This window comes from Archangium sp., assembly GCF_045802675.1.
Lineage (GTDB): Bacteria > Myxococcota > Myxococcia > Myxococcales > Myxococcaceae > Archangium.
Genome location: NZ_JBJMQO010000026.1, coordinates 78,596 through 92,686 on the forward strand (window position 1 = coordinate 78,596; position 14,091 = coordinate 92,686).

General features: G+C 70.4%; 14 protein-coding genes. 10 read left to right on the top strand and 4 right to left on the bottom strand.

Going from position 1 to position 14,091, the window contains the following annotated elements; genetic code table 11:
• Positions 1 to 8: 8 nt before the first annotated feature.
• Both ACJ8AN_RS07230 and ACJ8AN_RS07235 read left to right on the top strand, forming a co-directional pair.
• On the top strand, positions 9 to 1,016 hold the full coding sequence (locus tag ACJ8AN_RS07230) for a chemotaxis protein CheB (RefSeq protein WP_407754507.1): 1,008 nt from the start codon (positions 9 to 11) through the stop codon (positions 1,014 to 1,016).
• Positions 1,010 to 2,710 (top strand): CheR family methyltransferase, encoded by a 1,701-nt coding sequence (locus ACJ8AN_RS07235; RefSeq protein WP_407754508.1) that lies wholly within the window; start codon positions 1,010 to 1,012, stop codon positions 2,708 to 2,710. The genes ACJ8AN_RS07230 and ACJ8AN_RS07235 overlap by 7 nt, the downstream gene beginning before the upstream one ends.
• A 6-nt stretch (positions 2,711 to 2,716) precedes the next feature.
• Here the strand turns inward: ACJ8AN_RS07235 and ACJ8AN_RS07240 are convergent, their stop codons facing one another.
• Entirely contained in the window at positions 2,717 to 3,037 is a 321-nt protein-coding gene (locus tag ACJ8AN_RS07240) for a polyhydroxyalkanoic acid system family protein (protein WP_407754509.1), read from the bottom strand.
• 194 nt (positions 3,038 to 3,231) lie between these two features.
• On the opposite strand from ACJ8AN_RS07240, the gene ACJ8AN_RS07245 reads away from it, so the two are divergent.
• The 3 genes from ACJ8AN_RS07245 to ACJ8AN_RS07255 all read left to right on the top strand — a co-directional run bounded on the left by ACJ8AN_RS07245 (position 3,232) and on the right by ACJ8AN_RS07255 (position 6,279).
• On the top strand, positions 3,232 to 4,263 hold the full coding sequence (locus ACJ8AN_RS07245; protein WP_407754510.1) for a hypothetical protein: 1,032 nt from the start codon (positions 3,232 to 3,234) through the stop codon (positions 4,261 to 4,263).
• 66 nt (positions 4,264 to 4,329) lie between these two features.
• Positions 4,330 to 5,475, top strand: coding sequence for a DUF1015 family protein (locus tag ACJ8AN_RS07250; protein WP_407754511.1), 1,146 nt, complete (start codon positions 4,330 to 4,332; stop codon positions 5,473 to 5,475).
• A gap of 9 nt (positions 5,476 to 5,484) precedes the next feature.
• Positions 5,485 to 6,279, top strand: coding sequence for a tRNA1(Val) (adenine(37)-N6)-methyltransferase (locus ACJ8AN_RS07255; protein WP_407754512.1), 795 nt, complete (start codon positions 5,485 to 5,487; stop codon positions 6,277 to 6,279).
• Positions 6,280 to 6,288: 9 nt separating this feature from the next.
• On the opposite strand, the gene ACJ8AN_RS07260 is transcribed toward ACJ8AN_RS07255, so the two are convergent.
• The 3 genes from ACJ8AN_RS07260 to ACJ8AN_RS07270 are packed head-to-tail and all read right to left on the bottom strand — an operon-like array spanning position 6,289 to position 9,157.
• On the bottom strand, positions 6,289 to 7,416 hold the full coding sequence (locus ACJ8AN_RS07260) for a hypothetical protein (RefSeq protein WP_407754513.1): 1,128 nt from the start codon (positions 7,414 to 7,416) through the stop codon (positions 6,289 to 6,291).
• On the bottom strand, positions 7,416 to 8,252 hold the full coding sequence (locus ACJ8AN_RS07265; RefSeq protein ID WP_407754514.1) for a hypothetical protein: 837 nt from the start codon (positions 8,250 to 8,252) through the stop codon (positions 7,416 to 7,418). Before ACJ8AN_RS07265 ends, ACJ8AN_RS07260 begins: the two co-directional genes overlap by 1 nt.
• Positions 8,249 to 9,157 carry an ABC transporter ATP-binding protein gene (locus ACJ8AN_RS07270; RefSeq protein ID WP_407754515.1) on the bottom strand — a complete coding sequence of 303 codons (909 nt, stop codon included), beginning with the start codon at positions 9,155 to 9,157 and terminating at the stop codon, positions 8,249 to 8,251. Before ACJ8AN_RS07270 ends, ACJ8AN_RS07265 begins: the two co-directional genes overlap by 4 nt.
• 240 nt (positions 9,158 to 9,397) lie before the next feature.
• On the opposite strand from ACJ8AN_RS07270, the gene ACJ8AN_RS07275 reads away from it, so the two are divergent.
• From ACJ8AN_RS07275 to ACJ8AN_RS07295, 5 genes are all read left to right on the top strand, one after another.
• A complete protein-coding gene (locus tag ACJ8AN_RS07275) occupies positions 9,398 to 9,607 on the top strand; it encodes a hypothetical protein (RefSeq protein ID WP_407754516.1) in 210 nt (69 codons plus the stop codon).
• 58 nt (positions 9,608 to 9,665) lie between these two features.
• A complete protein-coding gene (gene hemB, locus ACJ8AN_RS07280) occupies positions 9,666 to 10,637 on the top strand; it encodes a porphobilinogen synthase (RefSeq protein WP_407754517.1) in 972 nt (323 codons plus the stop codon).
• Between the two features lie 67 nt (positions 10,638 to 10,704).
• A complete protein-coding gene (locus tag ACJ8AN_RS07285; protein ID WP_407754518.1) occupies positions 10,705 to 11,259 on the top strand; it encodes a hypothetical protein in 555 nt (184 codons plus the stop codon).
• A 41-nt stretch (positions 11,260 to 11,300) separates the two neighbouring features.
• A complete protein-coding gene (locus tag ACJ8AN_RS07290; protein ID WP_407754686.1) occupies positions 11,301 to 11,888 on the top strand; it encodes an RDD family protein in 588 nt (195 codons plus the stop codon).
• Positions 11,873 to 14,086 carry an ATP-grasp domain-containing protein gene (locus ACJ8AN_RS07295; protein WP_407754519.1) on the top strand — a complete coding sequence of 738 codons (2,214 nt, stop codon included), beginning with the start codon at positions 11,873 to 11,875 and terminating at the stop codon, positions 14,084 to 14,086. Before ACJ8AN_RS07290 ends, ACJ8AN_RS07295 begins: the two co-directional genes overlap by 16 nt.
• The last annotated feature ends 5 nt before the right edge of the window (positions 14,087 to 14,091 follow it).

Below are 14,091 nucleotides of genomic sequence, written 5' to 3' on the forward strand. Positions count from 1 at the left end.
GGGGCTGTTTGGAGGTCGGAGCGTCCGCATACCGGGTGTTGCTCGTGGGCGAGGTCCTTCGGGGAGCCTCGCGGGGGTTGTTCGACGGGGTGGTGCTCGCCCCGGCCGGCAACGTCTGCGAGTTCTCCGAGGCCCTGGAAGGCGTCCAGCGCCTTCACCCGGACGTCGTCGTGGTGGACCTGTCCGGACCGGACGCCCTCAAGGCGATTCAACGGGTGATGGCGGAGCGGCCCGTGCCGGTGCTCGCGCTGCACCCGGGCGTGCTCTCCGGCGCCGACGCCTTCCAGGCGCTCGCCTTCGGGGCCGTGGACGTGGTGGAGCGGCCCACGGAGCCCGGTGTCGACTTCTGGCAGACGGTGAGCCGCAAGTTGATGCTGCTCGCCGAGGTGCGCGTGTCGCGCCCCGTGCAGGTGCAGCGCTCCAACGTGCGGCCCTCGCCCACCGAGGCACCGTACCCGCTGGTGGCCATCGCCTCGTCGCTGGGCGGGCCCAAGGCGCTCTCCGTGGTGCTCAAGATGCTTCCCAAGGACTTCCCCGCACCGGTGTGCATCTGCCAGCACATCAGCAACGGCTTCACCGAGGGCCTGACCCAGTGGCTCGGCTCCGAGACGCCGCTGCGCGTGGTGGAGGCCAACGACGGCGACGAGATGGCGCCCGGCTCCGTCTACATCGCCCGTTCGGGCACGCACCTGGTGGTACGCTCCAAGGGCCGGCTGGCGTTGGACCCGAGCCCTCCGGTGCGCGGCTTCCGGCCCTCGTGCGACGTGCTGCTCACCTCGGCGGCGGAGTCGTTCGGCACGCGCGTGCTGGGCGTCATCCTCACCGGCATGGGCCGCGATGGCGCCCGGGGACTGAAGGAAATCCGCGAGCGCGGTGGGCGCACCATCGCGCAGGACAAGGCGAGCTGCGCCGTGTACGGAATGCCCAAGGAGGCCGTGCGGCTTGGTGCCGCCGAGGAAATCCTGCCTCTTGATCAGATTGGACCAACGCTCGTCCAGTGGGTGCAGACATGCTGACGGTGACCTCCAAGGCCCTGCAGCAACTGGCCTCGCTCCTGCTGGAGCGCGCGGGGCTGAAGATCACTCCGGATGGCTTCCACAGCCTGCGGCTGGCGCTGACCACGCGCATGCCCGCGGTGGGTATCGAGGACGCCGAGGAGTACGTGCGGCGCCTGCGCAACGTGGAGGACGAGCTGCGCGCGCTGCTGCCGCTCGTCACGGTGGGACACACCGAGTTCTTCCGCGACCCCAAGCAGTTCCGGGCGCTGGAGAGCCGCATCCTCCCCGAGACCCTGTGGCGGGCGCGGCGGGAGAACCGCCGGGTGTCCATCTGGTCCGCCGGCTGCGCCACGGGTGAGGAGCCCTACAGCCTCGCCATGGTGCTGGTGGAGCTGGGCGCGCTCCCCATCGAGGTGGACCTGTGGGCCACCGACCTGAACCTCGCCGCGGTGGAGGCCGCGCGCCAGGGCCGTTTCTCGTCGCGGCGCGTGGCCGGCATGCACAACGATCGCCGCACGCGCTTCTTCCGGCCCGTGGATGACGGCTTCGAGATCGTCTCCTCGCTCAAGGACTACGTGCGCTTCGACGGGCAGAACCTCGCCGTCCCCGTCTTCGAGAAGGTGAAGCCGGAGTCGTTGGATCTCATCCTCTGCCGCAACGTCATCATCTACTTCGACCTGCCCACCATCCGCGCGCTGATGGACCGCTTCCTCGCGGCGCTGCGGCCCGGAGCCCTGCTGCTGCTGGGCTACTCGGAGAGCCTCTTCAAGGTCTACGACCGCTTCGAGATGGTCGAGGTGGAGGGGGCGTTCGTCTACCGTCGGCCCCTGACGCCGCTGTCGCCTCGCGCTCCGGGCTCCGGCCCGAGGACCATGACGATCGGCTCGCTGCCGGCCGTGGGCTCTCGCGCGGCGGACACCGCGGCCTCCTCGAGCGGCCTCAAGTCCCAGGCCCCGGTGTCGGCCCTGGCGCCGCACCCCAACTCGAGCCTCGCGGTGCTGCCGTCCACGCGGGCCCTGCAGAAGACGCTCGATGCGTCCAAGCAGCCCACGGTCAAGGCGCCCGAGGCGTCCCCGGCGGCGGCTCCTCTGGCTACCGGCTCCGAGCCGCCGCGCAGGCCGATGGAGATGACCTCGGTGGGCGGCGAGCAGCGCATGCGCACGGGGGAGCTGCCCGCGTGGTCGCTGATGCTGGCCCCGGGCGAGCGGCTCAACGCGGCCGTGCGGATGATCGAGCGCGGGGACTTCGTGTCCGCCGTGGCCACCGTGGAGCAGCTCCTGCTGGATGAGCCGAACCACCTGGACGCGCTGCTCACCGTGGGCAACCTGTACTCGCTCACCGGGCGCATCGTCGACGCGCGCGAGGCCTTCGCACAGGCCATCAACCGCGAGCCGCTGTGCGTGGAGGCGCGGGTGTTCGGCGGGCTGGCGGCGCTGCAGGCCGGAGAGCTCCCCGAGGCCCGCGCCGAGCTGGGCAAGGCGCTCTTCCTGGAGCCCTCGCTGGCCATCGGTCACTACCTGATGGCGCAGGTGCACGAGCGGCTCAAGGACCACGAGGCGGCGCGGCGCAGCTACCGCAACGCCATCTCGCAGCTGCGCTTCCCCCAGCGCCCGCTGGCCGGCCACTATCCGGAGCTGCCGGACTCGGCCGAGGCCATCTCCCGCGCGGCCCGCTATGCGCTCGCCGCGCTGGAAGAAGGGCCGCTGCCGTAGGCCGCGCTAGGCCAGGCCCTTGCCGACGTCGTCGGCGCTCTTGCTCGGGTCGAGCACGGTGCTGAACTTCTTCTGCAGGTAGGACTTGGCCTGGCCGCGCAGCAGCATGCCGGGGTCGGTGCCCTCGCCCTGGATGGCGCCGTCGGTGATCTTGAAGCTGGCATCCAGGTTGATGCCCATCACCTTGCCGATGACCTTCGCGCCGTCGGCGGCCCACTCGGTCTTCACGCCGTACTTGTCCGCCCAGTACTTGACGAGCTGCTCGACGCGCTTCCTGGCCTCGTCCTTGGAGAGGGTGTGGGGGACCTCGAACTTCATCGTGCCCATGTGGCGCTCCCGGGTTTCGTGATGTTCCCGCACCGGGGTGTAGTGAGGCCCGGACGGGATGGAAACCCGGGTCTCGCCGCCGGGCGCGCGGAAGTCAACAAAGCTCTCGCGCACTGTCCACCTCGCGAGATTCCCGCTGCATCGGTCCCGGGTTGGGGTTTGATGCCGGCAGGTCCGGAGAAGGAGTGTCTCGAGTGTCCTCGCTCATCCGCTGGCTGTCCCTCGCCGTCGTCCTCCTGCTCGCCGCGCCGGGCACCGCCCATGCCCAGGCGTATGCCTCCGATGCGCCGGTGCTGCCGCCGGACACGGCGTCGCTGCGCACCGAGCCCCAGGCGCCGCTCACCCCACAGGGCCAGCTGCCCCCCGCCGCCACGAGCGCCCCGGAGGCCGAGGGCAACGGCGCCATCCTCGATGGGCACCTGCGCTACGGCGCGTTCCTCTCCGGGCCGGGCAGCCTCACCTTCATCCTGCACCACTCGCTGATGGGGGCCGCGGGCGGCTTCGCCACCCAGGGCATCGCCCACGGCTTCAGCTTCGATCGCAGCGCGCGCGAGGCCATGCTGGCCGGCACGCTCATCGGCGCGGGGCTCGGCTTCGGCTCCTCGGCGTGGTGGCAGTTCTACAACTGGGTGGACAAGCCCATGGGCTACTTCGGCATCGCCAACTCCGTCGTCGGAGGCATGTTCGCCGCGGGCTTCATGGACACGCTCTCGCGCGATCAGAGTCTGCTGACCTGGTCCGCCTTCCTCGGCGCCGAGCTGGGCGCGTGGCTCACCGCGACGGTGGGCGGCGGGCAGCTGCCGCTCGATGACGGCCTGCTGATCTCCTCGGGCAGCGGGTGGGGCCTCATCTACGGCGCGCTGCTGCTGGCCATCGTCCACTTCTCCGGCTCGAAGATCTCCGGGAAGACGTGGACGGATGCGCTGCTCATGGCACCGGGCCTCGGCGCCACGGCGCTGGCGCTGGCCACGATGAAGTACAACCCCACGCCCTCGCAGATAGTGCGGGCGGACCTCTTCGGCGCGGGCGTGGGCGGCGTGGTGCTGCTGCTCTCCGCGCTGGTGCTCGGCGGATTCGATCAACCCACGCCCTACGTGCTGTCCTTCCTCGGCTCGGCCGCCGCCATCACCACGGTGAGTCTCCTCTGGGAGGAGGCCGCCGAGCGCCCCAGCCTGGCTCCAGGCGGCTCGGGACGCTCCAAGGCCTGGCGCTGCGTCTGGTGGTAGCTCGCCTGCTGCCCTGTCGAGAGGGCGGTGTGGCCGGGGGTGGAGCGCATTCACATTGTTGTGGATATGGCGCGCGTCCTTCCATTCTCCGCACTGCTACCGTCGCTCGAATCGCACCTGTCCGCCGATGACGATGGGTGCCCCTTCAACGCGCCGCCCCGCTCCGCGTTCATCCGTCCGCTGTTGGATCGGGTGGACCCCACGGCCGAGCTGGGACGGTTGAGGGACGCAGGCTCCGTCCTCCGCGACACCCGGCCGGCCCTGTACCTCGCCGAGGTGTACAGCTCGGCGGGACGGCTCGGAGGGCCGCCGGTGCGCTTCCTCCTGTGCGGACTGTCTCCCGACGCCGCCGAGCCGCTGGAGGTGGAGCCCTACCGGCCCCGCTCGGCGCAGGTGGAGCCGGCCGTCACCCTGGCGGCGGATGACCATGGGCTGCTCCGCGCCCTCCTGGCCGAGGCGGCCGAGCGCAGCAGCGTCGTGTGGCAGGGCACGTTCGAGGATGCCCCGGTGTCCCTGCGGCGCATCGAGCCCTCGCCGCTGGCCCGGCGCATCCAGCAGCTCCTCGACGAGGCGCCGCTGCGCCCGCTGGCGGAGCTGGACGAGCGCCGGACGAGTCTCGCGGCCATCGTGCCGCTGTCGGATCCAGGGCTGCACTTCGAGCCGGTGCACCGCGCCCTCCAGGGGGTGGAGACGTTCGAGGAGGAGACGTTCCTGGCGCTCGTGGCGGCGTACGCGCGCGTCTATGACCTGGAGGAGCCGCTCACGTCGCCTCGGGGCGTGGCGCTGGCCAACGAGCGCATGGGCACGCTGGTGCGGGGACACCACGCGGTGCTGCTGGTGCTGCCGGGAGGGCGGGGGAAGATCCTCCGCTTCCGGCAGGGGTTGGACCTGGCGCACCTGAAGGGCGCGCCGCGCAGCCCGACGCTGCGCAGCCTGGATCTGGCGCTGCTCAACGCCCTGGTGCTGCGCACGGTGCTGGGCATCCAGGACCCCGAGGAGCCGGGCCACCCGCAGGTGTTCGCGGTGCAGGGGCTGGCCTCGCTGGTGCGGGGCGTTCACGCGGGGACGTTCCAGGTGGGCTTCGCGCTCAACCCGCCGCCGTTGTGGGAGGTGCGCGCGGTGATGGAGGCCGCGCAGACGCTGCCGCCCAAGACGCTCCGGGTGGAGCCCGCGCCGCCGGCGGGACTGCTGTTCCTGGATCCGGAGGTGTGAGGGGAACGGGTGCACGTCCTCTCGCCAGAAGCACTGGAGTGGCCCCAGCGCACGCTGCTCGAGCTCCGGCCTGGCTCCGGAGAGACGCTGGATTCGGTATGCGGCGGCGAGGTGAAGGTGCTCCAGCGGCGCCGGGGCTATCGCTTCACGTTGGATCCGGTGCTGCTCGCGCACTTCTCCGTCTACGAGGCCGGGGTGATGCGGGGGCGGTTGATGGACCTGGGCACGGGCTGCGGCATCATCCCCCTCGTCCTCGCGCGGCGGCTGGGCATCGGGAGCATCACCGGGCTGGAGCTCCAGCCGCGCCTGTTCTCGCTCGCCGAGCGCAACGTGCACCTCAACCGCTGCGAGCGCGAGGTGTCACTGGTGCGGGGAGATCTGCGTTGCGCGGAGAAGCTGTTCCCGAAGGCGAGCTTCTCCCACGTGCTGTGCAATCCGCCGTACCGGGCGCGGGAGCAGGGGAGGATCAGCACGGACATGGAGAAGGCGCTGGCGCGGCATGAAATCGCCTGCGAGCTCGAGGACGTGGTGCGCTCGGCGGCGTACCTGCTGCGCTGCCGCGGGAGCTTCTGCGTGGTGTACCCGGCCTCGCGCCTGTCCGAGCTGATGGCGGCGCTGCGGGTGGGGAAGCTGGAGCCGAGGACCGCGCGCATGGTGCACTCGCGCGCGGGGCGGCCCGCGAAGCTCGTGTTGATGCACGCGGTGAAGGGCGCGCCCACCGGCCTGACCGTGCTGCCGCCGCTCGTCATCCACGCCGATGACGAGCAGGCCTTCTCGCGCGAGGTCAGCGCGATGGTGGAGTAGGGCGGGCCCTCACGGCGTGGGCTGCGCCTCCTGCTGCTTCGAGTCCTTGTCCTGCTGCTCGCGGCAGAAGGCGAGCTGCTGCTTGATGACCTCGAGCGGCACCGCCAGCTCCAGCTTGAACTCGTCGCCCTCGGGGCGCACCTTCGCGAAGTCCAGCAACTGCGCCAGTTCCTTCTCGCCCTCGGCCTGCGCCTTCATCCGCGCCAGCGACAGCACGCCTCCGAGCGACTTGCCCAGGTCCGTCACCTTGTCCGCGTTGGACCCCTTCACCTGCGCCGTCATCGCGAAGTCCGAGCTCGCGTCCACGTGCAGCTCCACGTTCTCCGCCACCTCGGCCAGCTTCGACGCCAGCTCCTGCTGATCCGGCGGGAAGAGCTTCTTGAGCTGCTCCACGGAGATGACGCCGTACATCTCGCCGTACGTGCTGCCCTCGGAGATGACGGGCGGCTCGTCCGGCCCGCGCCCCTCCACCCGGTCGATGACCTCCTTCACCCCGTTCGGGTTCTTGCCGAACACGAGCATCTGGTCGTTCCACATGCCCACCGGCGGTGCGGTCCTGCGCTCCACGCGGCCATCCGGCAGGGTGCGCTCGTACGAGTGCTCATACATGCGTGCCCCGGTGCCGTAGTCGTAGTGCGTCGCGTCCCGGCTGGCGAGCAGCTCCTTCAGGCGCTTGTCCCCGAAGTTCCCCGAGAGGATGACGCCGTCATCCGTGAGCACCATCCGGTCCAGGTCCTGGAGGGGATCCACGCCCGTCTGCTGCTTGAACTTCTCCAGCTCGGCGCCCTCGCGGCGCATCAGGCACTCCAGCAGCATCTCCCCGAGGGGCGAGTGCCGGATGGCGTTGGCCTCGATGACCACCGCCGTCTTGCCCTTGCCCCGGGGCAGCGCCGCGAGCACGGGATCTCTCGGCCGCACCGGCTGCGGCTCGGCCACCGTCCCCGCTTGCGCCAGCGGCAGGACGTACGTGCGCCGCTTCTCCATGCGCTCGCGCTCCCGCGGCCGCAGCCGGTTCGGGAACGTCACCTTCATCTCGGGAAGGGCCTCCTCCTCACCCTGTCCGGAGAGCATCAGCCACGCGGCCAGGCCGAACAGCACCACCGCGAACACCAGCCAGAGTCCACGACGCCGCTGCATCAGTAATCCCTTCCTTCGAACCACCAGAAACCCATGGTCAGCACGCCCAGGCCGAACACGAACACGCCCACCAACAGCATCGCCAGCGACTGCACCCCCAGCGGCGTCGAGGCCGCCAGGTCCATGCTCGCCTGGCCCAGCGAGGACAGCCGCGGCAACACCAGCGTCACCCCCTTGAAGAGGTTCCGGCTCAGCCCCTCCTCGAGGAAGGGGGCGATCTTCGTCCGGTTGCCCGCGAGGATGCCCGCCACCAGCGTGAGGCCACCGAGTGCCGCGCACAGGGCCGCGCTGCGCACCAGCGTCGCCGTCGTCAGCATCACCGCGTACACCGCCGCGAAGCTCACGCACGCCAGCAGCGCGGCGATCACCGGCCCCACCGACCAGTACCCCGTCTTCACCCCGAAGATGAGCACCAGCCCCACCGAGCCGTACAGCGCCCCCAGCAGCGCCAGCGTCATCACCCCGAGGAACGTGCCCGCCAGGATGTGCCAGCGGCGCAAGGGCAGGGCGAGCAGGTGCTCGATGCGGCCCGGCGACAGCAGGCTCGGCGCGAAGTCCGAGCACGACACGATGCCGAACAGGATGCCCCCGTAGAACACGACGGCCGCCGCCGCCATGAACACCGGCTTGAGCGCCACGTCCACCGCCTGGATGTCCGAGTCCAGCATCTCGCCGAACAGCCGCGAGGCCGCCAGCGCCCCATCCACCACCTCGATCTTCAGGCTCAGCGACAGCGTCAGCAGCACACCCGTGACGCCCAGCAGGAAGGCGAGGATGAACTTGCGCGAGGCCGCCTCACGCAACACGTAGGCCGCGATTCCCAACACGCCCCTCATGCCGCCACCCCCATGGTTGAAGCCAGCACGGACTCCAGGTCCTGCCCGTCCCGCTTGAGCTCCATCAGCAGCGCTCCCGACGCCCGCGCCTTGTCCAGCGCCGCGTTCAGCTCCGTCACGTTCGCCGCCTCCACGTGGTACAGCCCCTCGGGGCCCGCCGCCTTGAAGCCCGCCGCGCCCAGCGCGCCCGCGTCCGCTCCCGGCGCCAGGCGCACCATCCACCGCGAGCCGCCCCGCGCCAGTTCCTCCAGCAGCCCCTCGCGCAGCACCTTGCCGTCTCCGAGGATCGCCACCCGATTACACAGGCGCTCCGTCTCCGCCAGCAGGTGCGAGTTGAGGAACAGGGTGGTGCCGCGCTGCACCTCCTCCTGAAGAATCCGCCGCACCTCCACGCGGCCCATCGGATCGATTCCATCCGTGGGCTCGTCGAGGATCAGCAGGGCCGGGTTGCCCAACAGCGCCGCCGCGAGCCCCAGCCGCTGGCGCATGCCCTTCGAGTAGCCGCCGATCTTCCGGCCCACGGCGTCCGCCAGGCCCACGCGCTCGAGCAGGCGCAGGTTCGCGGCCTTGTCCGCCGTCTGTCCCTTGAGCCGCGCCACCGTGCCCAGGAAGGCCGGCGCCGTCCACGAGCCCGGCAGGTGCAGGCGCTCGGGCAGGTAGCCGATGCGGGCCCGGATGCGCGGGTCCTCGGGAGAACCGCCGAGCACGCGTATCGTCCCCCCCGTGGGCTGGACGATTCCCAGCACGCTCTTGATGAAGGTCGTCTTCCCCGCGCCGTTCGGGCCGATCAACCCGAAGGCACTGCCCTCGGGCACGGAGAGGTCCACGCCGCGCAGCGCCTCGTGTCCGCTGCGGAAGGCGCGCCGGTATGTCTTACGGAGTCCAATGACTTCGATGGCTGGCACGATGCCCACTCTACGACGGAGCGCGCCCCTCGATTGCCCCGCACCCCACACGAGCCACCGGCCGAGCCCGTGGCCCGCCCGCTCGCGACATCCGTTGCGCACCCGGGAAGGTCCATTCGCACCTTTTTTCCGGGTTTCAGTGGCTCTCCGGCCCCACAGGCTTCGGCGTTTCGCACCCTTGCGCGGGGAAATCACATGGCCCGGGCTGTGCATTCCCTCCAGGTACAGGAGGCAACACCCATGTCCACGATTGAGCTGATGGAGCAGGAGCTGCGCGAGGCGCGCCGGGAGCTGGCGGAGGCGGAGCGCTGTCTGTCGGAGAACACCGAGGCGGCCCGCCTGCGCTACGCCCGCGCGGTGCACGAGGCGGAGCTGGCCGAACGCATGGCCGCTCGCATGTCCCGTCAGCGAAGCTGGCTCAGCGAGAGCTGGCGCCTGGCTACTGTCTAGGCAGCCCTGAAAGGAGAATTCCTTCCCGGGGCGTGCCGAGGGTTTATACCGTCGGCACATGTCTTATCCGATCCACCGCCCCCGCAGGCTGCGCCGTTCCGCGGCGCTTCGAGAGATGGTGCGAGAGACCACGCTCGCGCCCTCGGACTTCATCTACCCGCTCTTCGTCGTCGAGGGCCGGGACGTCCGCCGTCCCATCGGCTCCATGCCGGGCATCTACAACCTGTCGCTGGAGCACGCCGTCGCCGAGGCGAAGCAGGCCCATGCGCTCGGGGTGCCCGCGGTGCTCCTCTTCGGGATTCCGGATCACAAGGACGCCCAGGGCTCGCAGGCCTACGCGCGCGAGGGCATCGTCCAGCGCGCCGTGCGGGAGATCAAGGCCGCCGTCCCGGACCTGCTCGTCATCGTGGACGTGTGTCTGTGCGAGTACACCGACCATGGCCACTGCGGCGTCATCGAGCACGGCCACGTCGCCAACGACGCCACGCTGCCGCTGCTCGCGCGCATGGCGGTGACGTGCGCCCAGGCCGGCGCGGACGTGATCGCTCCCTCGGACATGATGGACGGGCGCGTGGCGGCCATCCGCTCGGCGCTCGACGAGGTGCAGCTCACCGAGGTGCCCATCCTCTCCTACGCCGCCAAGTACGCCTCGGCCTTCTACGGGCCCTTCCGCGAGGCCGCCCAGAGCACGCCGAAGTTCGGCGACCGGCGCACCCACCAGATGGACCCGGGCAACGTGCGCGAGGCCCTCAAGGAGGTCGACCTGGACCTGGAGGAGGGCGCGGACATGATCATGGTGAAGCCCGCGCTGAGCTACCTGGACGTGATTCAGCGGGTGCGCGAGCGCGTGGACGTGCCGGTGGTCGCCTACAACGTGTCCGCCGAGTACTCCATGGTGAAGGCCGCCGCCCAGGCCGGGTGGATCGACGGAGATCGGCTGATGCTGGAGATTCTCACCTCCATCAAGCGCGCCGGCTCGGATCTGATCATCACCTACCATGCACTCGAGGCCGCGAAGCTGATCGGTTGACGATTCGGGCGTAGCATCTCGACGAGTTGCTTGCGCCTACCCCCGAGCGCGAGGATCCCTATCGGCCATGGCCACCCGCAAGAAGAAACGGCCCCCACCTCGAAAGGCGGCCCCCCCGACGGCGAACCGGCGCCCGCTGCGTGCCGGCAAGCGTCCGGGTGCCGCCCGAGCCGCCGTGCCCGCCGCCCCCGTGCGTCCGGCGGGCCCGCTCCAGTACAAGGTCGTCGAGCTGTCCACCGTGGACGAGGGGACGCTCGAGCGCACCGTGAACGAGTGGAGCGCCAGGGGCTGGACGCTGGATGGCGTGCAGTTCGCCATGCGCGAGTCCTCCAAGCGTCCGGCCATGGCCTTCGTCTTCTTCACCCGCGAGGGCGAGGCGGCCACCCATGACGTGGAGGCCGCGCGAGGCCGGCTGCGGGAGATGTCCGAGACGGGCTCGCCCACGGCCGCGCTGGTGGCCTCGCCGGACTTCACCGGCAACGCCGCCGCGTCCTCTTCCTCCCCCTACGTCTACCAGCGCCCGCCGGGCACGGTGAGCGCGCACGAGCGGCTCGCGCAGCTCGCGGGCCTGGACGAGCCGGAGCCCCCGGAAAGGGGCCTCATCCTGGAGCCCGACGAGTGAGCGCCTCCCAACCGGTCTTCTCCACCCCCCGCCGCCCTGGCCTGCGCGTGGTGGACAATGGAGAGGAGCTCGGCTCGCCCTATCCCAAGGCCTCGCTGTGGATGCGGCTGGGCGCACGCATCGTGGACGTCTCCGTGGCGTGGGGGCTGCACGTGGTGTGCGGCGCCGCGGGCGGCGTGGTGGCGCTGCTCTTCCTGCTGCTGGCCGACGGCATGTTGCAGGGCCAGAGCGTGGGCAAGCGCATCTTCGGCGTGAAGGTGATGCACCTGCCCACGCGCTCGGCCGCGCGCCACCGCGACAGCACCCTGCGCAACGCGCCCCTGGCGCTCATCGTCCTGCTCGGGATGATGCCTCCGCCGCTGGGCCTGGTGGCGGGGCTGGCGGGCCTGCTGGTCATCGGCGGCGTCGAGGCCCTGCGCGTGGTGAGGGATCCGCTCGGTTGGCGGCTCGGCGACACCTGGGCGCAGACGCAGGTGGTGGACGGGAAGGTCGTCGCCGGAGCAACCGTTGCAGCACGCACGCCCGTGACGCCCGCTCGGGTTCCGGGAAGGTTCTTGTCCGCGGCCCGGCTTCGCCGGATCCGCCATTTCAAGAAGTCCAGAAGGGGAAAGCCTTGCGCATCGCGCTGACCTACAACCTCAGGTTGTCCGACTCGGAAGACGAGGCGGAGTTCGATACCCAGGAGACGGTGAACACGCTGGCGGCGGCCATCGAGCGGCTCGGCCACCGGCTGGAGCGTTTCGAGGTGAGCGGTCCCGCTTCGCGCACCGTGGCGCGGCTCGAGGCCTACAGCCCGGACCTCATCTTCAACATCGCCGAGGGCCGCCGCGGCCGCTTCCGCGAGGCCTTCTACCCGGCGCTCTTCGACGAGCTGGGCTTCGCCTATACGGGCTCGGACGCGTACGCGCTGGCGGTGACGCTGGACAAGCAGCTCACCAAGCTCGTGCTGTCCAAGCACGGCATCCGCACCCCCGGCTGGCAGTTCGTCGAGAAGCTCAACGAGCTCAAGGTCGAGGACCTGCGCTTCCCCCTCATCATCAAGCCCAACTTCGAGGGCTCCTCCAAGGGCATCACCCAGGACTCGGTGGCCGAGACCGTGGAGCAGGCCCGCGAGAAGGTGGCGCAGGCGCTCGCGCGCTACCCGGCGGGCATCCTCGTGGAGGAGTTCATCGGCGGCACGGACATCACGGTGCCGTACCTGGGCGCGGTGCAGAACGACCATGACGGCGTGCTCAGCCCGGTGGAGTACGACATCGACCCGGCCGCCATCGCCGGCCGCAAGTACGCCATCTACGACTACGAGCTGAAGACGAAGAAGGAGAGCTCGGTCAAGGTGCGCGCTCCGGCCAACATCTCCCCGAAGGTGGCCGAGGAGATGCGCAACATGTCGAAGAAGATCTTCCAGGTGCTCGACTGCCGCGACCTGGGACGCATCGACTTCCGGCTGAGCGACGCGGGCGTGCCGTACTTCCTGGAGATCAACGCGCTGCCCAGCCTGGAGCCGGGGGCGGGCATCTACGCCGCCGCGGCCATGGAGGGCGTGCACCTGGACGGCGTGGTGAACGCCGTCATCCAGAGCGCGGCGCGGCGCTACAAGATCAAGGACGGCAAGCGCCAGGGGAAGCCGACGCGCAAGTCCGGCCCGCTGCGCGTGGGCTTCACCTACAACGTCAAGCGCGTGAAGCCGGTGGCGGCGGACGGCACGGCGCTGGAGGACAGCGAGGCCGAGTACGACTCGCCCACCACGCTACAGGCCATCCGCGAGGCGATTGCCTCGTGGGGCCACGAGGTGGTGGACCTGGAGGCCACGGCGGAGCTGCCCAGCGTGCTGGCGAGCACGCCGCTGGACATCGTCTTCAACATCGCCGAGGGCTTCAAGGGCCGTAACCGCGAGAGCCAGGTACCGGCGATGCTCGAGCTGCTGGACATCCCGTACACGGGAAGCGATCCGGCGACGCTGTCCATCGCGCTGGACAAGGCGCTGGCGAAGAAGATCGTCCGCCAGGCGGGCATCCACACGCCGAACTTCCAGCTGATGCACACGGGCAAGGAGCGGCTCGACAAGCAGTTCACGAGCTTCCCACTGATCGTGAAGCCGGTGGCGGAGGGCTCCTCGAAGGGCGTGGTGAGCAAGAGCGTGTGCCACAACGAGGCGGAGCTGCGCGAGGTGGTGAAGGAGATCGTCACCAAGTACCAGCAGCCGGCGCTCATCGAGGAGTACATCGGCGGGCGCGAGTTCACGGTGGGCCTGTTGGGCGAGCGGCGCCCGCGCGTGCTGCCGCCGATGGAGATCGTCTTCCTGGACCGGGAGGACAAGACGCCCATCTACAGCTTCCAGCACAAGCTGGATTGGAACGATCGCATCCGGTACGACGCGCCGGCGAAGATCGAGCCCGCGCTGTTGGAGAAGCTGAGGGCGGCGGCGCGCAACTCGTTCATGGCGCTGGGGTGCCGGGACGTGGCGCGCATCGACTTCCGCATGGACGACAAGGGCCGCATCTACTTCATCGAGTGCAACCCGCTGCCGGGCCTCACGCCGGGGTGGAGCGACCTGGTGCTGATCGCGCAGGGCGCGGGCATGGACTACCGGGGGCTGATCGGGGAGATCATGGCCCCGGCCATCCGCCGCTACAAGGAGCGCGAGGCCCGTCGCGCCGCCGACGAGAGCGCGCTGATGAAGCTGGCGATGGAGAAGGCCGCCATCGAGAAGGCCACGCTGGCCGAGGAGAAGGCCGGGGCGGCCGCCGCGGCGAGCAGCTCGGGCTCCGGCTCGTCCTCGGGTGGCGAGACGTCCGCCCGCGTGAGCATGGAGATGAAGGCGTCTTGAGCGGG